The organism is Aeromicrobium sp. JJY06, from assembly GCF_044069275.1.
Taxonomy (GTDB): domain Bacteria; phylum Actinomycetota; class Actinomycetes; order Propionibacteriales; family Nocardioidaceae; genus Aeromicrobium; species Aeromicrobium tamlense.
On record NZ_JBIMRD010000001.1, the window covers coordinates 1356478 to 1374646 of the forward strand.

General features: G+C 71.0%; 17 protein-coding genes. 9 read left to right on the forward strand and 8 right to left on the reverse strand.

All coding sequences use genetic code 11. The features are described 5' to 3' along the window. Positions 1-12: 12 nt before the first annotated feature. The gene (locus tag ACGWYL_RS06730; protein ID WP_269304667.1) at positions 13-1014 is read right to left on the reverse strand and encodes an NADP-dependent oxidoreductase; all 1002 of its coding nucleotides are present in this window, start codon (positions 1012-1014) and stop codon (positions 13-15) included. A 101-nt stretch (positions 1015-1115) separates the two neighbouring features. On the opposite strand from ACGWYL_RS06730, the gene ACGWYL_RS06735 reads away from it, so the two are divergent. Together ACGWYL_RS06735 and ACGWYL_RS06740 are read left to right on the forward strand one after the other, a co-directional pair. Further along, entirely contained in the window at positions 1116-2075 is a 960-nt protein-coding gene (locus ACGWYL_RS06735) for a phosphotriesterase (protein WP_179427072.1), read from the forward strand. A 213-nt stretch (positions 2076-2288) separates the two neighbouring features. Further along, positions 2289-3665, forward strand: a complete 1377-nt coding sequence (locus ACGWYL_RS06740; RefSeq protein ID WP_395486744.1) for a DEAD/DEAH box helicase — start codon at positions 2289-2291, stop codon at positions 3663-3665. A gap of 90 nt (positions 3666-3755) precedes the next feature. Here ACGWYL_RS06740 and ACGWYL_RS06745 read toward each other — a convergent pair whose 3' ends face one another. After that, positions 3756-4562, reverse strand: coding sequence for an alpha/beta fold hydrolase (locus ACGWYL_RS06745; RefSeq protein WP_179427071.1), 807 nt, complete (start codon positions 4560-4562; stop codon positions 3756-3758). Between the two features lie 223 nt (positions 4563-4785). On the opposite strand from ACGWYL_RS06745, the gene ACGWYL_RS06750 reads away from it, so the two are divergent. Continuing rightward, positions 4786-5646 (forward strand): alpha/beta hydrolase, encoded by an 861-nt coding sequence (locus ACGWYL_RS06750; RefSeq protein ID WP_395486745.1) that lies wholly within the window; start codon positions 4786-4788, stop codon positions 5644-5646. Positions 5647-5781: 135 nt separating this feature from the next. Then, entirely contained in the window at positions 5782-6333 is a 552-nt protein-coding gene (locus ACGWYL_RS06755; RefSeq protein WP_269304674.1) for a GNAT family N-acetyltransferase, read from the forward strand. A 5-nt stretch (positions 6334-6338) separates the two neighbouring features. Here ACGWYL_RS06755 and ACGWYL_RS06760 read toward each other — a convergent pair whose 3' ends face one another. The 4 genes from ACGWYL_RS06760 to ACGWYL_RS06775 all read right to left on the reverse strand — a co-directional run bounded on the left by ACGWYL_RS06760 (position 6339) and on the right by ACGWYL_RS06775 (position 10346). Next, the gene (locus ACGWYL_RS06760; RefSeq protein WP_395486746.1) at positions 6339-6611 is read right to left on the reverse strand and encodes a Rho termination factor N-terminal domain-containing protein; all 273 of its coding nucleotides are present in this window, start codon (positions 6609-6611) and stop codon (positions 6339-6341) included. Between the two features lie 56 nt (positions 6612-6667). Further along, on the reverse strand, positions 6668-7651 hold the full coding sequence (locus ACGWYL_RS06765; protein ID WP_395486747.1) for a homoserine O-acetyltransferase: 984 nt from the start codon (positions 7649-7651) through the stop codon (positions 6668-6670). Beyond that, positions 7648-8937, reverse strand: a complete 1290-nt coding sequence (locus ACGWYL_RS06770) for a bifunctional o-acetylhomoserine/o-acetylserine sulfhydrylase (protein ID WP_395486748.1) — start codon at positions 8935-8937, stop codon at positions 7648-7650. The genes ACGWYL_RS06765 and ACGWYL_RS06770 overlap by 4 nt, the downstream gene beginning before the upstream one ends. 86 nt (positions 8938-9023) lie before the next feature. After that, positions 9024-10346, reverse strand: a complete 1323-nt coding sequence (locus ACGWYL_RS06775) for an ATP-dependent 6-phosphofructokinase (protein ID WP_179427060.1) — start codon at positions 10344-10346, stop codon at positions 9024-9026. 71 nt (positions 10347-10417) lie between these two features. On the opposite strand from ACGWYL_RS06775, the gene ACGWYL_RS06780 reads away from it, so the two are divergent. Continuing rightward, the gene (locus tag ACGWYL_RS06780) at positions 10418-11488 is read left to right on the forward strand and encodes an alpha/beta hydrolase (RefSeq protein WP_269304682.1); all 1071 of its coding nucleotides are present in this window, start codon (positions 10418-10420) and stop codon (positions 11486-11488) included. An 89-nt stretch (positions 11489-11577) separates the two neighbouring features. Here ACGWYL_RS06780 and ACGWYL_RS06785 read toward each other — a convergent pair whose 3' ends face one another. Then, positions 11578-13716 (reverse strand): Ig-like domain-containing protein, encoded by a 2139-nt coding sequence (locus ACGWYL_RS06785; protein ID WP_395486749.1) that lies wholly within the window; start codon positions 13714-13716, stop codon positions 11578-11580. A gap of 182 nt (positions 13717-13898) precedes the next feature. Here ACGWYL_RS06785 and ACGWYL_RS06790 point away from each other — a divergent pair, with 182 nt between their 5' ends. Further along, a complete protein-coding gene (locus tag ACGWYL_RS06790) occupies positions 13899-14501 on the forward strand; it encodes a TetR/AcrR family transcriptional regulator (protein ID WP_395486750.1) in 603 nt (200 codons plus the stop codon). Then, positions 14498-15289 (forward strand): TIGR03084 family metal-binding protein, encoded by a 792-nt coding sequence (locus ACGWYL_RS06795; RefSeq protein ID WP_395486751.1) that lies wholly within the window; start codon positions 14498-14500, stop codon positions 15287-15289. The genes ACGWYL_RS06790 and ACGWYL_RS06795 overlap by 4 nt, the downstream gene beginning before the upstream one ends. Before the next feature lie 75 nt (positions 15290-15364). Here ACGWYL_RS06795 and ACGWYL_RS06800 read toward each other — a convergent pair whose 3' ends face one another. Beyond that, positions 15365-16414 carry a zinc-binding dehydrogenase gene (locus ACGWYL_RS06800; RefSeq protein WP_395486752.1) on the reverse strand — a complete coding sequence of 350 codons (1050 nt, stop codon included), beginning with the start codon at positions 16412-16414 and terminating at the stop codon, positions 15365-15367. Positions 16415-16465: 51 nt separating this feature from the next. On the opposite strand from ACGWYL_RS06800, the gene ACGWYL_RS06805 reads away from it, so the two are divergent. After that, a complete protein-coding gene (locus tag ACGWYL_RS06805) occupies positions 16466-16936 on the forward strand; it encodes a MaoC family dehydratase (RefSeq protein WP_395486753.1) in 471 nt (156 codons plus the stop codon). A gap of 2 nt (positions 16937-16938) precedes the next feature. Continuing rightward, positions 16939-18165, forward strand: a complete 1227-nt coding sequence (locus ACGWYL_RS06810; protein ID WP_395486754.1) for an MFS transporter — start codon at positions 16939-16941, stop codon at positions 18163-18165. Positions 18166-18169: the final 4 nt, after the last annotated feature.

An 18169-nucleotide genomic window follows, 5' to 3' on the forward strand; every position in this document is an offset into this window, starting at 1 on the left:
CTCGTGCGGGGGTCAGGCGACCTTCAGCACCAGCTTGCCGGTGTTGCGGCCCTCGAACAGGCCCAGCAGCGTCTGGCCGAAGTCCTCGACGCCGCCCTCGACCACGGTCTCGCGCGCGACGAGCCTGCCCGAGCCGATGAGGTCGGACATGTCGGCGATCGCCGCGGCGTCCTTCTCGGGGTAGTCGAAGACCAGGAAGCCCTGCATCTTGGCGCGGAAGACCAGCAGCGACATGTAGCGCTTCGGGCCCGGAGCCAGCTTCTCGTCGTTGTACGTCGAGACGGCGCCGCAGATGATGACGCGGGCGCCGTGGCGCAGGTTCGCCAGCGCGGCGTCGAGGATGTCACCGCCGACGTTGTCGAAGTAGATGTCGATGCCCTTCGGGGCGACCTCGCGCAGGCGCTTCAGGACGTTCTCGTTCTTGTAGTCGATCGCCTCGTCGAAGCCGATCTCCTTGAGCCAGGCGCACTTCTCGGCGCCACCGGCGATGCCGATGACCGTGCAGCCCTTGGCCTTGGCCAGCTGGCCCGCGACGCTGCCCACCGCGCCCGCGGCGGCGGAGATGACGACGATGTCGCCCTCCTTCATCTCACCGACCTCGTGCAGGCCGTGGTAGGCCGTGAGGCCCGGCATGCCGAGCGCGCCCAGCCACGTGGCCGGTCCGGCGACCGACGTGTCGATCTTCTGCAGGCCCTCGCCGTTCGAGATGGCGTACTCCGTCACGCCGAGCGTGCCGGTGACCGCATCGCCGACCGCGAAGTCGGGGTGGTTCGACTCGACGACCGTTCCGGTGCCGGCGGCGCGCATGACCTCGCCGATCTGCACGGGCGGCAGGTACGAGCGCACGTCGTTCAGCCAGCCGCGCATGGCGGGGTCGAGCGAGATGTGGTCGACCTTGACGAGGAGCTCGCCGTCGCCGGGCGCCGGCAGGTCGACCTCCTCGGCCGACCACGTGGAGTCGTCCGGCAGACCGGTCGGTCGCTGGGCCAGGGTGATGCGCTTCGTGTGGGTCACGAAAAATCCTCTCGAAAGGCAGTTGAATCCGATCTCAAATTCAGTACTGTGATCCTAAGGGTGTGACACAAGCCACATCAACTGAGCATCCAAGGAGTGCCATGGCCACCGTGCAGACCGTCAAGGGCCCGATCGACAGCAGCGAGCTGGGTCGAACCCTCGTCCACGAGCACGTCTTCGTCCTCGGCGAGGAGTTCCGCATCAACTACGACGGCGAGTGGGACGAGGACCAGAAGGTCGCCGACGCCGTCCGCGACCTCAACGACCTCAAGGCCGCCGGGATCGACACGATCTTCGACCCGACCGTCCTCGGGCTCGGCCGGTACATCCCGCGCATCCAGAAGGTCGCCGCGCAGACGGACCTCAACATCGTCGTGGCCACCGGCCTCTACACGTACAACGACCTGCCCCACCAGTTCGAGCACCGCGGCCCCGGCCTGCTGTTCGACCAGCCCGAGCCGCTCGTGGAGATGTTCGTCAAGGACATCACCGAGGGCATCCTCGACACCGGCGTGAAGGCCGCGTTCCTGAAGTGCGTCATCGAGGAGCCGGGCCTGACGCCGGGCGTCGAGCGCGTCATGCGCGCCGTCGGCCAGACCAGCTCGCAGACCGGTGCGCCCGTCACGGTGCACACCAACCCGCACACCCGCTCGGGCCTCGTGGCCCAGAAGGTCCTCGGCGAGGAGGGCGTCGCCCCGGAGAAGATCGTGCTCGGTCACTCCGGCGACTCCGACGATGTCGACTACCTGACCGAGCTGGCCGAGAACGGCTCGCTGCTGGGCATGGACCGCTTCGGCCTCGACGTCTACCTCAGCACCGAGAAGCGCGTCGACACGATCGTCGAGCTGGTGCGCCGTGGCTTCGTCGACAAGATCACGCTGGCGCACGACGCCTCGTGCTACATCGACTACTTCACGCCCGAGGACAAGGTCGCGATGCAGCCGAACTGGAACTTCCGTCACATCCCCGACGACGTGGTCCCGATGCTCCTGGAGAAGGGCGTCAGCGAGGACGACGTGGACACGATGCTGGTCAAGAACCCGCGCCGATACTTCGAGTGATCCTCCCACTCGAGAGCGCAGGGCCCCGGTGCGAACCACCGGGGCCCTGCTGCGTCGGGGGAGTCCGGGGTCACGTCGTCACGATGGGGGTCCGCGGGCGTCCGGCTGTTAGGCTCGACAGGTGGACGCGCCGTTCGAGCGCCGTCCGGCCCGACGATGTTGCGCGGAGAATCGCGCCCCTGGCAAGCGGGCACCTCCACTGATTGAGACCCCTTGACCCAGATCGACCGCGGCGTTTCGCTGCCCACCTTCGACGACCTCTCCCTCCCCGACGGCCTCGTGCGCAAGCTCGCGCAGCAGGAGATCGTCAACCCCAGCCCCATCCAGCAGGCCGTCATCCCGGCCGCCCTCGAGGGCCGCAACGTCCTCGGCCGTGCCCGCACCGGCTCGGGCAAGACGCTCGCGTTCGGCCTGCCCGTGCTGGCCCGCCTCGCCGGCGGCACCAGCCGCCCGAAGGCGCCGCGCGCGCTGATCCTGCTGCCCACCCGCGAGCTCGCGATCCAGGTGCACACCGCCCTGCTGCCGCTCGCGCAGAAGATGGGTCTCAAGCACACCACCGTCTACGGCGGCGTGCCGATCAACAAGCAGATCAACACCCTCAAGGGCTCGATCGACCTCGTCATCGCGACGCCCGGCCGCCTCACCGACCTGCTCGACCGTCGCTGCCTCACGCTCGACGGCATCGAGATCACGGTGCTCGACGAGGCCGACCACCTGTGCGACCTCGGCTTCTTCAAGCCGATCGACGCCCTGCTCTCGCGCACCCCGAAGCACAGCCAGCGGCTGCTGCTGTCGGCCACGCTCGACGGCGACGTCGACAAGCTCGTCCGCCGCCACCTGCCCGACCACGCGCTGTTCGAGGTCGACCAGGTCGAGGACAAGGTCGAGACGATGGAGCACCACGTGCTCGTCACCGAGCCGACCGAGAAGACCCGCACGGCCTACGAGCTGCTGAGCGCCAACCCGCGCAGCATCGTCTTCACCCGCACCCGCCGCGGCGCCACGCGCCTGGCGAAGCAGCTGACCCAGAAGGGCGTCACGGCCGTCGACATGCACGGCGACCTCTCGCAGCGTCACCGTGAGCGCAACCTCGCGCAGTTCACGCGCGGCGACGCCACCGTGATCGTCGCGACCGACGTGGCCGCCCGCGGCATCCACGTCGACGGCATCGGCCTGGTCGTCCACTACGACGCTCCCGCCGAGCACAAGGCGTACCTGCACCGCTCGGGCCGCACGGCGCGCGCCGGCGAGTCGGGCTCGGTCGTCACGATGACCACCCCCGACGCGCTCAAGGACGTCATGGTCCTGCAGCGCAAGGCCGGCGTCACCGCCCGCCACCACCAGGCCGGGTCGGCCCCGTCGCCGATGACCGCGGAGTCGCTCGCGACCTCGGGCACCGAGGCGCCCGAGCTGCCCGCCGACAACCGCTCGCGCGGCGGCTCGGCCCCGGCCCGCGGCGGTCGTGGCGGCCAGGGCCGTGGCGGCCAGAGTCGTGGTGGCCAGAGTCGTGGTGGCCAGGGCGGTCGCCCGCAGGGCAACCGGAACCGCAACCGCCGCAGCGGCTCGCGCCCCCCGGCTCGCAGCAACTGACCGCCGCCTCCCGAGATGTGCTCCAATCTCCACCTTTCAGACCCGTTGAAAGGTCGAAAAAGGAGCACATCTCGGGACGCGCGGTGACCCTCAGACGGGGGCGACCTCCGCGAGGTGGCGCTCCAGCACGTCGTTGACGGCCTCGGGGTTCTCGAGGGCGTGCACGTGCCCGGTGTTCTCCATGACGACCAGCTCGGCATGGGGGACCCCGGCGACGATCTGCTCGGACTTCTCCGGCGGGTAGGTCGCGTCCTCGGTGCCGGCGACCACGACGAGCGGCACCCGGATCTTGCCGAGCTCGTCCAGCACGCCCGGTCGGTGCGCGATGTTCCACGCGGCGTCGGCGTACTCGGGTCCGCGGCTCAGCAGCAGCTCGCGGACGCCCTTCAACACCTCGGCGCGGGACGGATCGGTCAGCGTGGTGGTGCCCATCATGAACTGCAGGACGCCCTCGAGCACCGGCTCCATGCCGTGCGCGGCGAGCACCTCGATCAGCGCGTCCATCTGGTCGGCCTGCTCCTCGACGTCGGCCGACGTGCCCATGACGACGACCGATCGGACGAGGTCGCCGTGGCGGGCGGCCAGCCGCAGGCCGATGAACCCGCCCATGGAGTTGCCGACGAACACGACGGGCTCGAGGTCGAGCGCCTCGATGAGCGCCACGACGTCGGCCGTGTGGGTGTCGTAGTCGAGCTGCTCCCGCGGTGCGCGAGCGCTGCGACCCTGGCCGCGGTGGTCGTAGCGGACCACGCGGTACCGGTCGGAGAACCGGTCGGCCTGGGCCTGGAACATCCGCGCGTCGAAGAACATCGAGGCGCTCATCAGCAGGGCCGGCGCGTCGCGCGGCCCCTCGTCCTCGTAGTAGAGCGTGGTGCCGTTGACGTCGATCGTGGGCATGGGGGACTCCCGTCGTAACTGAAGGTGAACTCACCTTAGCGACATGTGGGCTGGATCACACCTGCCTCTTGACAGGCTCGGGGACCCTCGCGCATGGTGGGTCCACCAACTATGTGCACTACCTGTGCATATACCTTGGATCGGCCCGTCATCGGGGGGCAAGCCGATGTGTTTGGACGAGCTCGTCCCAGCGGTTCGATCCAGACCGTCGAAGGAGACGAGCATGAAACTGTCCAGACTGATCGCGATGGCGTTCGCCGGCGCGGCCCTCACCGCAGGCACGGCGATCCAGCCGGTCGTCGCGGCCGAGAACCCGTACGAGCGCGGGCCGGCCCCGACCAACAGCAGCATCGAGGCGACCCGCGGTCCGTACGCCGTGAGCACCAAGACGATCTCGTCGCTGTCCGCGCGTGGCTTCGGGGGAGGCACGATCTACTACCCGACGTCCACGGCCGACGGCACGTTCGGCGTGGTGGCGATCTCGCCCGGCTACACGGCGGCGCAGTCGACGATCCAGTGGCTCGGCCCGCGCATCGCGTCGCAGGGCTTCGTGGTCATCACGATCGACACCAACACGCGACTCGACCAGCCGGGCTCGCGCGGCACGCAGCTGCTCGCGGCGCTCGACCAGACGATCGCCGACACCACGGTGCGCTCGCGCATCGACGCCTCGCGCCAGGCCGTGGTCGGTCACTCGATGGGCGGCGGCGGCACGCTCGAGGCCGCCAAGTCCCGGCGCTCGATCGAGGCCACGGTCGGCCTGACGCCCTGGAACCTCGACAAGACGTGGCCCGAGGTCGAGGCGGCGTCGCTGGAGATCGGTGCCCAGAACGACACGGTCGCGCCCCCCGGCTCGCACGCGATCCCGTTCTACAACTCGCTGACGAACGCCGAGCGGCGCGCGTACCTGGAGCTGCGTGGCGCCAGCCACTTCGCCCCGAACACCAGCAACACGACGATCGCGAAGTACACGATCGCCTGGCTCAAGCGGTTCGTCGACGACGACACCCGCTACGAGCAGTTCATCAGCCCGGGCCCGAGCCCGTCGCTGACCAACGGGATCTCGGACTACCGGATCCAGTGAGCACGGGGCGTCGGGGCCGGACTGGGGGGACGGCCCCGACGCCACTCCACTTCTGGAACGCGCTAGACCGTTCTCCTCTCGCGAACGGTTCGACGCGTTCCAGAAGTGCGCCGGGGCGGTGGGTAGGGTGGCGCGATGCCCACCCGCCTCGCCACCGACGCCGATCTGCCGACCCTCGCCTCCGTCCTCGGCGAGGCTTTCGCCGACTACCCGTGGACCCGCTGGACCCTCCCGGGTGACGGGCGGCTCGCGCGGCTGACCGAGATCCAGGGCGTATACCTCGCCCACGCGGCCGCCCACGGCGGACGCGTCTGGACGACGCCGGAACTCGACGCCGTGGCCGTGCTCATCCCGACTTCGCTGCCGGACCCGTCACCCGAGGTCGGGGAGCGGATCGTCGCCCTGCACGGCGACGGCTGGCAGCGCCTCGTCGACCACGAGGTCGCGATCGGTCCACGGCGTCCCGAGGCGGACTGGCTGCTCGCCACCGTCGGCGTCGACCCGGCGCAGCAGGGCCGCGGACTGGGCACGACGGTCCTCGAGGCGGCGCTGGCCGACCTCGGCGATGCCCGCGTCCTGCTGGAGACCTCATCGGAGGCGAACGTGCGCCTCTACGAGCGACTCGGGTTCCGCGTCGTCGAGCAGGTCGAGAGCGCCGGCCCCGACGTCTGGATCATGCTCCGCTGACGCCTTCAGGAGTTCCGCAGCATGTCGATCAGCTCGGACTTCCTCTTGCCGGAGTAGCCGCTGAGGCCGATCTCCTTGGCGCGCTGGCGCAGGTCGGCGACGGTCCAGTCCTCGTAGGCGGGTGACGACCCACCGCGCTTGCCGACGGTCTTCCTGCCGTCGCGGGCCGCGGCGTTCGAGATGCGCGCCGCCTTCGACTTCGAGGCGCCGTCGTCGCGCAGCTCCTCGTAGAGGTCGGGGTTCTTGATGCTCGACGGGGTCTTCTTCTTCGGTGCCATGGGATCTCCTCTCGATCCCACGACACCACGACCCGCGGCTCCCCGCGACCGGACGGTCAGTGCTCGAGCAGGGCGCGGGCGAGCGCGCCCACTTGCTCGTGCTCGATGAGGAAGCCGTCATGGCCGTGCGGCGAGTGCACCACGGCGAGCGGCTCGGCGGTGGGGATGAGGTCGGCCAGCTCCTGCTGCTGGTACGGCGGGTAGAGCCGGTCGGAGTCGATCGCGGCGACGACCGTGCGCGCCGTGACCCGGCCGAGCGCGGACTCGAGACCGCCGCGGCCGCGGCCCACGTCGTGGCTGTTCATCGCATCGCCGAGCACGATGTACGACCACGCGTCGAAGCGCTTCACCAGCTTGTCGCCGTGGTGCTGCAGGTAGGACTGCACCGCGAACTGGCCGTCGGCCTGCACCTCGCGACCGAACCGCTCGGCCAGCTCGGCCTCGCTGCGGTAGGTCGTGTGGGCGATGCGGCGGGCCAGCTCGAGACCGGCCTCGGGCCCGGCGGCCCGGATGATGTCCGCCTGCGTCGAGGTCCAGGCGATCTGCTCGGCCGAGGCGTAGGCCGACGAGGCGAGCAGGAACAGCCGCTCGACGCGCTCGGGGTGCGTGACCGCCCACTCGACCGCGCGCATGCCGCCGGCGGATCCGCCGATCACCGCGTGCCAGCGGTCGATGCCGAGGTGCTCGGTGAGCATCAGCTCGGCCGCGACCTGGTCGCGGACGGTGATCGCGGGGAACCGGTTGCCCCACACGCGTCCGTCGGGTCCGGGCGAGGCCGGACCCGTGGTGCCCTTGCAGCCGCCGAGGATGTTGGCGGCCACGACGAAGAAGCGGTCGGTGTCGATGCCGAGTCCGGGGCCGACGACCTGGTTCCACCACCCGTCGGGTCCGGCGACGATCGAGTCGCCGGTGAGGGCGTGGAGGACGAGGACCGCGTTGTCGCCGGTGAACTCGCCCCACGTGTCGTACGCGACCTCCAGACGCGGGAGGACCTCACCCCCTTCGAGGGTGAGGTCTCCCAGCGGCTGGATCGTGGTCACTTGGCGGCTCGGAACCCGGCGTCCAGGTCGGCGAGGATGTCGTCGATGCCCTCGAGGCCGACGGCCAGACGGACCAGACCGGGGGTGACGCCGGTGGCGGCGTGCTCCTCGGGCGTGCCCTGCGAGTGCGTGGTGCTGGCCGGGTGGATGGCCAGCGAGCGCACGTCGCCGATGTTGGCCACGTGGCTGAAGAGCTCGAGGGCGTCGATGAAGCGACGGCCGGCGTCGACGCCGCCGGGCAGCTCGAACGTCAGCACCGCGCCGGAGCCGCGGGGCGTGTACTTGTCGGCGAGCTCCTTGTAGGGGTTGCCGTCGAGCGAGGCCCAGGTGACCTTCGCGACGTCCTCGCGCGCCTGGAGCCACTCGGCCACCTTGCGGGCGTTCTCGATGTGGCGCTCCACGCGCAGGCTCAGGGTCTCGATGCCCTGGGCGATGAGGAAGGCGTTGAACGGCGAGACGGCCGGGCCGACGTTGCGCAGGTACTGCACGCGCAGCTTGGCGATGAACGCCGCCGGGCCGAGGGCCTCGGTGAAGACGAGACCGTGGTAGCTCGCGTCGGGCGTGTTGAAGCCCGGGTACTTGTCGCCGTGGGCGGCGTAGTCGAACGTGCCGCCGTCGATGACGACGCCGGCGATCGCGGTGCCGTGGCCGCCGATGTACTTCGTGGCCGAGTGGATCACCGTGTCGGCGCCGTGCTTGAGCGGGTTCAGCAGGTACGGCGTGGCGACGGTGTTGTCGACGATGAACGGGACGCCGACCTCCTTCGCGACGGCGCTGATGGCCTCGAGGTCGAGGATGTCGCCCTTGGGGTTGCCGATGGTCTCGCCGAAGAACGCCTTCGTGTTCTCGCGGGCGGCCGCGCGCCAGGCCTCGGGGTTGTTGTTGTCCTCGACGAAGCTGACCTCGATGCCGAGCTTCGGGAACGTGTGGCGCAGCAGCGAGTCGGTGCCGCCGTAGAGGCTGGCGGACGCGACGATGTGGTCGCCGGCCTCGGCCACGTTGGTGAGCGCGCCGGTGGTGGCGGCCTGGCCCGAGGCCACGAGCAGCGCGCCGACGCCGCCCTCGAGGGCCGCGAGGCGCTGCTCGACGACGTCCTGCGTCGGGTTCATGATGCGGGTGTAGATGTTGCCGGGCTCCGCGAGGCCGAACAGGTCGGCGGCGTGCTGCGTGTCGCGGAACTGGTACGAGGTGGTCTGGTAGATCGGCAGTGCGCGCGCACCCGTGGCGGGGTCGGGCGTCTGGCCGGCGTGGATCTGCTTGGTCTCGAACGACCAGTGCTCGCTCATGGATGCTCCTTCGACGTCGGGTGTCAGCCCGAGCCTGTCACCGTTCGGCGGGTCCTTCCGGGAGTCTCACCATGCGAGAGCGGGTCTCAGGACATGTCGAACGGCTGCGCGGTGGACTCGAGCACCGAGAGCCACAGGTCGCCGTCGGGGTTCACGTTCTGCGTGTTCTTCACGACCACCGAGATCGGCACGTGCGCGAACCGGTGGCGCGGACGCCCGATCACCATGTCGGTGCGGCCGGCCATCGCCGCGTGCACGGCGGCCTGCGCGAGGCGCGTGCAGTAGACCGAGTCGGCGGGGTCGGCCGGCACCGAGCGGATCATGTAGCCGGGGTCGAAGTAGCGCAGGGTCAGCGGCTCGTCGTGGTCCTTGAAGTCGCGCGCGATCTGGGCGCGCAGGAAGCCGGCGAAGTCGCCGAGCACGGTGTTGCCGCTCGCGTCGGTGCGGCGGCTGGCGGGGATCAGGTCCTGCCCGGCGCCCTCGGCCAGCACGATCACGGCGCTGCCGCGCTCCTTCACGCGCTTGCGCAGCGTGGCGAGCAGGCCGTTCTCGCCCTGGAGGTTGAACGGCACCTCGGGGATCAGCACGAAGTCGGCGTCGTGGTTGGCCAGCGCGGCGTAGCAGGCGATGAAGCCGGCGGCGCGGCCCATGACCTTGACGACGCCGACGCCGCCGATGGCCGCCTCGACCTCGACGCGCGCGCCCTTGATCGACTCGGCGGCCTTCGCGTAGGCGGTCTGGAAGCCGAAGCTCGTGCCGATGAGCGGGATGTCGTTGTCGATCGTCTTGGGCACGCCGACCACCGCGATCGGCAGGTTGCGCTCGAGCGCCTCCTCGGCGATGGCGTGCGCGCCGCGCATCGAGCCGTCGCCTCCGATGACGAAGAGGATGTCGATCTCGCGGTGCACGAGATTGTCGACGATCTGCGGGACGCTCTGGCCGCCTCGGGAGGAGCCCAGCACCGTGCCGCCGCGGTCGGTGATCGTCTCGACGAACGAGGGGGTCAGGGTGATCGGGTCGGGCGACTTGCCGGGAACGAGGCCCGCGTAGCCGTTCTTGAACCCGGTGATGTCGGTGACGCCGTAGTGCTCGAACAGCTCCAGCACGATGGCGCGGATGACGTCGTTGAGGCCGGGGCACAGGCCGCCGCACGTCACGATGCCGACCTTCGTCTTCTTCGGGTCGAAGAAGAGCTTGCGGCGCGGACCGCCGGGCTCGAACGAGGGGACCTCGTCGAGCGGGATGCCGCCGCGGGCCTGCAGCAGCGAGATCGTGTCGTCGATGAGGACCCGGTCGGTCTCGGCGACGTAGTAGGCGTTCGTGCTCCGGGCCGCGACGTAGTCGGCCAGCGGCGAGTCGTACGTGCACTCGCCGAGGGTGCGGACCTGCAGTTCCTCGAGCGTCACCACGGTGACAGGCTATCGGAGCCGAGGATCTGCGATCGGCACGCGGATGTCCACCCGGTCGTTAAACTCGGGACGTGGACACGCAGGCCGGCTCCCGATCCGGACGCGGGCGCCGCCGCCCGATGCGGGCGGTGCACACCGCGGCGGTCCTGCACGACAGCCCCACGCCCCTGGCCCGCATGGTCGGGCGCGGCGCGCGGATGACCGTGAAGCCCCTGCTGAGGATGGCTCCGGTCGACGTCCGCACCATCCGACGCATCCAGCGGTTCTCCGAGGTCGTGAACCGCGGCGCGTCCGAGGACATCGCCGTCGAGGTGTGCGAGATCGGCGGCGTCCCGGGCGAGGTGATGACGCCCGGCGACGGCCCCACCACGGGACTGCACCTGCTCTACCTGCACGGAGGCGGCTTCTTCACCGGCAGCGTTCACTCCTACCGCTCGATGCTCGAGGAGATCGTGCGGGCCACCGGCGGCACGATCTACGCGATCGACTACCGCCAGCTGCCCGACGCCGGGATCGCCGAGTCGGTGCAGGACGCGATCGCCGCCTACGCCGGCGTGCTCGACCGGGCGCCCGACGCCTCGAAGGTGGTCGTCGCGGGCGACTCCGCCGGCGGCTACCTGACGATGAAGGTCGCCGAGCTGGCCACGCGCCGGGGCCTGCCCGCACCGGCCGCGCTCATCGCGTTCTCGCCGCTGCTCAGCCTCGAGCCCGACCGCCAGGACAAGAACGTCATGCGCGTCGACAAGGTGCGGGAGGCCGTGCTGCCGATCGCGCGCGTCGCGGCGCTGCGTCGGCTCTGGCTGCCTGAGGACGGCGCCGCGATCGAGGGCTTCGCCGACCCGCTCCACGCGAGCGCCTACATCCACTCGCCCACGCAGCTGGTGGCCGTGGAGGACGAGTTCCTGCGTCCCGAGGTCGAGGCGCTCGCGCTGCTGCTCGACGACAAGGGCGTCGAGGTCGACGTGCACCTGTGGCGCGGCCAGCTGCACGCCTTCCCGATCATGGCCGGGCACCTGCCCGACGCCGACCTCGCGATCGAGCTCGCCGCCGAGTTCGCCCTCACGCACATCGGCGAGCCCCCGGCCGTCGAGGTCGAGGACCTCGACGCCCAGCCCGAGACCCTCGAGGGCGAGATGGCCTGACGGTTTCCCCGGTTAAGCGGGGAAACCGCCACTTAGCGAGGTTCGCGAACCTCGCTAAGTGACAGGAAACCTCCGTCAGTGAGTGGCGGTCAGCCGACGACCTTCACCTTGATCACGTGCAGCTTGCCGTTCTGTGTGTAGCCGAGGTTCCACGATCGGGTGCGGCTCGTCGTCATCGACATCTTCACGCCGAGGGCCCAGCGGTCCTTCCCGGCCTTCTTGAACGGGACCGAGCCGCGGTGCGGCTTGCCGGGCGCCGGCGTCGCGTAGACGTAGCGGGCCTTCGAGCCGCGGACGACGATCGTGTAGGTCTCGCCGTGGCGGACCTGGTAGACGCCGTTCTTCAGCTTCGCGCCCTCGATCTTGTAGGCCGCGAGGCGGTACGCGACGCGCTTCGTGCGGACGTTGCCCGCGACGTCGGTGGCCTTGGCGGTGACGACGACCCGGCTGCCGCTGCGCTTCGTGGTGACCTTGCAGGTCTTCACGCCCGAGAGCGAGTCCTTCGCCGAGCAGGTCGGCTTCGGTGCGTCGAAGTAGCTGCGCCCGGACCTCACGCCGCGGATGCCGACGCGGGGCTTGCTGCGGTCGATCTTCACCGCGGCGGTGACGGTGGCGATGCCGCCGTCGGCCGTGTGGATCGTGCGGGTGACGGTGCTGGAGCCCTGACGCGAGACCTTGACCGGCTTCGGGCACGCGGTGGTCAGCTCGGCGCCCTTGGCGTCGCAGCCGAACGAGATCGTGACCGGGTGGCGGTACCAGCCGCCGCGCGACTTCTGCGACGAGATGACGCGAGCCGTGACCGCGGGGTTGCTGCGCGAGGTCGAGCCCGACGAGGCGGTGAACTCGGTGCTGCCGGCGTACGCGGCGGAGACGGCGTGCGCGCCGTCCGTCGGGACGGAGTGCGCGAGCTTCGCGGTGCCGTGGTGGAGGGCGGCGGCGCCGACCTTCTTGCCGTCGACGAAGAACGTGACCTCGCCGGTGGGCGTGCCCGCGCCGGGAGCGACGGGCGCGACCGTGGCGGACAGCTCACGCGGCTTCACCGAGACCTTCGTGGTCGTGCCGGCGGCCGAGACGGTGACCGTGTCGCTGTCGCTGCTGCTGCCGTACTGGTAGTTCGCCTCGGGCCACCAGGTCGCGTCGACCTGGTGCGTGCCGACGCCGAGATCGAGCGCCGTGGACGCGCGGCCGGCCTCGTCGTAGGCGACGTGGTCGACGATGTCGCCGTCCACACGGAACTGGACGACGCCGCCGGCGTCGCCGAGGGTGCCCTCGGTGCCCAGCTGCGCGGTGGCCGTCGTGCCCTGGCCGGTCACCGGGTTCGCCGGCTCGAACGAGAGGTCGAGCGAGGTCTCGAAGGCGTCGACCTGGACGTCCTGCTCGACCGGGTCGGCCGCGAGGAAGCCCGTGGCGGCCGCCTGGTCGGCGACGATCGTGCAGGTGCCGGCGCGGTGGAACGTCACGGTCGCGCCCTCGATCGTGCACTCGTCACGCGTCGAGGACGAGAAGGTCACGGGGTTGCCGGACTCGCCACCGGTCGCGGTGACCTCGTACGTGTCACCGGGGTGCACGGTCTCCGGTGCGGTGGACGTGAAGGTGATGGTCTGCTCGACGTCCGGCGGCGTGACCGGGCCGGAGCAGGCCTCGCCGAGGCGCAGCGTCAGCGCGGTGGGCACCGACGGCCGCATGCCGTTCGCCGCAAGGGCGAGGTCGGGGGTCATCAGGAAGTGGCCGCGGAACTCCCCGTACAGGAAGTGCGTCAGTGGCACGACCGTGCTGTCGGGGCGGACGTAGACGGTGGAGAGTGTCTTCGTCGCGGGGTCGATCGACCAGACCGCGGTCTGCCGGCGGTTCACCGAGGGCGAGCCGGCGGCTACGGGAGCACCCAGCACACCGAACGCCCACTCGTACCGGCCGCCCATCGGAGCCGCGGAGTAGTTGTCGTCGACTCCCAGCACCTGGGAGCCGTCCTGCAGGGAGAGATCCTGCTGCGTCCCGGCGGGAATGGAGAAGCGGTGGGCCGACTCCGGGTCGGTGGAGACCGCTGCGGCACCGGCGACACCCTGCCCGTCGTACGCGCCCGCACAGCCGACGATCGTGTCGCCGGAGATGAGCTGCAGTCGGCCGCTGTAGGTCTCGGGGGCCGCGTGGGCCGTGGCGGGGAGGAGGGCCACCGCGGCGGCGAGGCCGACGGCCGCGCTGGTCGCGATGGAGGTGACGCGTCGATACATGGGGTTCGCTCTCGCATGGGGACACGGAGCGCTCCACCCCGCGTGAGCGACACTAGGTTTCACGTCCGTCACACACGGGCTTTTGCTTCACAACCGTCACAAGTGACTAGGTGAGCGGTTCGCTCGGGTCCGCAAAAACCAACAGGCTTGACTGTAAATGCACGGTCCAGCATGCTGGGCCGGTGACCGAGAGCCCGACGAGGATGCCCCAGCCCGAGCGCACGCGGCTCATGCGGCAGCGCCTCCTCGAGGCCACGATCGACTCGCTCGTGGAGGTCGGCTGGGCCGGAACCTCCACCACCGTGGTCAGCCAGCGCGCGGGCGTCAGCCGCGGCGCTCAGCTGCACCACTTCCCCAGCAAGCAGGACCTGGTGGTCGCGGCCGTGGAGTACCTCGCCGAGCGTCGCCGCGAGGAGCTCGCGGTCGACATCGACGCCCTGCCCGAGGAGGGCCGCACGCGCGCGGTGCTGGACCTGCTCGTGAGCCAGTACACGTCGCCGGTCTTCCTCGCCGCGCTGGAGCTCTGGGTGGCGGCGCGCACCGACTCCGACCTGCTGGCCAAGGTCGCCCCGTTCGAGCGCCGCGTGGGCCGCGAGATCCACGCCCACGCCGTGACCCTCCTCGAGGTGGACGAGTCGCGCGGACGCAACCGCCAGCTCGTGCAGGCCACCCTCGACCTGCTGCGCGGCCTCGGCCTCGCGGCCACCCTCACCGACGACTCCGCACGCCGGGCCTCGATCCTCGACGCCTGGGCCGACACCCTCGACCGGGAGCTGGAACGATGAACAAGCTGGACGCCGTCCTCGACGACCTCGCCGCCGAGTCGGCCCAGCTGGACGGCTGGGTCGCCGGACTGACCCCCGACCAGTGGGGCACGGTCACGACCCCGGAGGGCTGGACCGTCGCCCACCAGGTCGCGCACCTGCACTGGACCGACGTCACCTCCACGTACGCCATCAGCGACAAGGAGGCGTTCGACGCGCTGATCGTGGCGGCGCTGGAGAACCCCGAGGGCTACGTCGACGAGGCGACCGACGAGCTCGCGCAGGAGCCGCCCGAGTCGCTGCTGCCGGCGTGGCGCCAAGGTCGCACGAACCTCGTGGAGGCGCTCCAGTCCGTGCCCGAGGGCAACAGGATCCCGTGGTTCGGTCCGCCGATGAGCCCCGTGTCGATGGCGACCGCCCGCTTGATGGAGACCTGGGCGCACGGGCACGACGTCGCCGAGGCGCTCGACATCTCGGTGCCGCGCACCGACCGCGCCAAGCACGTGTGCCACATCGGGGTCCGCACGTTCGGGTTCACGCACCAGATGCGCGGCGAGGAGGTGCCTGCCGTCGAGGTGCGCGTCGAGCTGACCGCCCCGTCGGGCGAGCTGTGGACGTGGGGTCCCGAGGACGCCGCCGAGCGCGTCATCGGGGACGGCTGGGACTTCGCGCTGCTCGCCACGCGCCGCCGCCACCGCTCCGACGTCGACGTCACGGCCACCGGCCCCGCCGCCGACCACTGGCTCGACATCGTCCAGGCCTTCGCCGGCCTCCCCGGCAACGACCCCAAGCCGCTCGCCGACCGCTGACGGTTTCCCCGGTTAACCGGGGAAACCGTCACTTAACGGGGTTCGCGAACCCCGTTAAGTGACAGGAAACCTCGTTCAGTCGAGGGGCGAGACGCGCAGGAGGGCCTTCGTGGTGCGGCGGTCGGCCATGTCGTCGTAGGCCTGCGCGACGTCGGCGAGGTCGTACTGCCGGTCGAAGACCACGCCCGGGCGCAGGGTGCCGGCGAGGACCTCGGGCAGGAGCTCGTCCAGCAGGGCGCGGGCCGGGGCGCCGCCCGCGCGCAGGCCGAGGTTCTTCGCGAACAGCTGCCGCGGGTGGAAGTCGTCGCCGTGCGGGATGCCGACCATGCCGATCTGGCCGCCGACGCGGGCGGCGTCGATCGCGGTCGCGAGGCTCTCGGACGTGCCGACGCACTCGAGGACGTGCGCCGGTCCGCCGTCGCGCGAGCGCAGCTGCCGCACGGCCTCCTCGCCGCGGACCTCGATCACCTCGTCCGCGCCGAGCAGCCGCGCGAGGCGCTGACGGTCGGGGTTCCGCGACAGGATCGTCACGTGCCGCGCGCCCTCGCGGCGGCAGGCGGCGACCGCGCACAGGCCCACCGCCCCGTCGCCGATCACGACCGCGTCGGCGCCGGGCACGACACCGGCGCACCGCGCCGCGTGGACACCGGTCGCCATGACGTCGGTGAGCGCGAGCAGGTGGGGTAGGAGGTCCTCGGTCACGGGGGCGTCCACCCGCACGAGGGTGCCGTCGGCGAGCGGCACGCGCACACGCTCGCCCTGGCCTCCGTCGAGAGGACGACCGGCGCCGTCGACCGCGCCCCAGTACCCGCCGTGGGTGCAGTTCGAGGTGAACCCGTCGCGGCACGCCGGGCACGTATTGTCGCCGAACGTGAACGCCGAGAGCACGAAGTCGCCGGGTGCCAGCGCCACCGACGACCCGACGGACACCACGCGACCGACGAACTCGTGCCCCATGCGGCGCGGCTCGTCGAAGGCGTTGTCGCCGCGGAACCACCACAGGTCCGAGCCGCACACCGCGGCTGCGACGACCTCGACGACGGCGTCGGTGGGCTCGAGGACGACGGGGTCGGGCCGCTGCTCGAGGCCGACCCGGCCGGGTGCTGTCAGGACGGTCGCGCGCACCGTGAACCCCGTTTCGTCTGCTATGGTCCGATGTATACAAAAAAGTATCAGATGGAGGTCGAGTTAATGCGCGTGTTCTCAGGTCCCGAGGAGCTCCAGGCGGCGGTCGGTGAGGAGATCGGCGTCAGCGAGTGGCTCGAGATCACGCAGGAGCGCGTGAACCTCTTCGCCGACGCGACCGGCGACCACCAGTGGATCCACACCGATCCCGAGGCCGCGGCCGAGGGCCCGTTCGGCACGACGATCGCGCACGGCTACCTGACGCTCAGCCTCATGGTCCCGTTCATGCTCGAGGTCTACCGCGTCGAGAACCGCAAGCACGCGGTCAACTACGGCCTCAACAAGGTCCGCTTCACCTCGCCCGTCCCCGTGGGCTCGCGCCTGCGCGGTCGCCTCACCCTGGCGAACGCCGAGGAGGTCAAGGGCGGCGGGCTCCAGCTGACCTGGGCCGCCACGATCGAGCGCGAGGGCGAGGACCGCCCGGCCTGCATCGCCGAGAACATCACCCGCGTCTACTTCTGAGCGTGGGCACCCCCGCGGCCCCCCGCTCGACCTGGCAGCTGCTGGCCGACCGCCGGTTCGGCCCGTTCGTGCTGGGCAAGGGCCTGGCGTTCACGGGCGTGTGGATCCACCACGTCGTCACGGCGGTGCTGGCCTGGCAGTTCACCCACTCGGCGGTGTGGGTGGCCGCGGTCAGCGTCGTCCACTTCATCCCGCAGGTCGTCCTGGCCCCGGTGATCGGACCGCTGTCCGACCGCTCGAGCCGAGGCCGCCTCGTGGCCTACGGCCGCCTGTTCTGCATCGCCGGCACCGGAGGCCTCGGCCTGTGGCTCTGGCTCGTGGGCGCCGAGGGCACCGGGATCACGGGCGTCCTGATCTTCTCGCTGATCGCGGGTATCGGCTTCGCCGTGAGCGGCCCGGCCATGCAGGCGATGGTGTCCGACCTCGTCCACCCGAACGAGGTGGGCCGCGCGGTCGCGATCGACTCCGTCCCGACGATGTTCGGCCGCGCCGCGGGCCCGGCAATCGGCGCGCTCCTGGCGGCGGCGTTCGGACCGCCAGCCGCTCTGGGTGTGGCGGCCTGCGGCCACGTGGTCTTCGGCGTCATCTCGGTCCTCATCGCGCGCGGCGACAAGCCCATCGCCGCGACGAGCGAGGGCGGCAGCTTCCGCGCCGGCCTGGGCTACATCCGCCGCAACCCCGTGGTCGCGATGCTGCTGCTCGGCGTCACCGCGGTCGGCCTCGGCGCCGATCCCGTGGTGACCTTGGCGCCCGCGATCGCCCACGACCTCGACGCCCCTGAGGCCTTCGTCGGCTACATCGGGTCGGCGTTCGGCGTCGGCGCGCTCATCGGCAGCGGCGTCTCCACCTTCTTCAACGGCGGCCTGCGGGTGCAGCGCGCCCCCGCCATCGGCCTCACCGGTCTCGCGCTGGGCTCGCTCGCCGTGCCGTTCCTCGACTCGCCGACGGCGGTCTGCGTGGCGTTCTTCCTCGCCGGCATCGGCTTCACCGTGGCGTTCTCCGGCTGCACGGCGATGCTGCACCACGTCGTCCCCACGCACATGCGCGGTCGCGTGATGTCGCTGTGGGTCATCGCGTTCATGGGCTCGCGCCCGCTCGCGTCGGTGCTCAACGGCATCGTCGCGGACACCCTCGGCCCCGATTGGGCGATGGTGATGATGGCCGTGATCGTCGGCGCCGTCGCGATCGCGTCGCTGCCGGTGGTGCTGCGCCGGCTGACCCGCGACTGAGGGG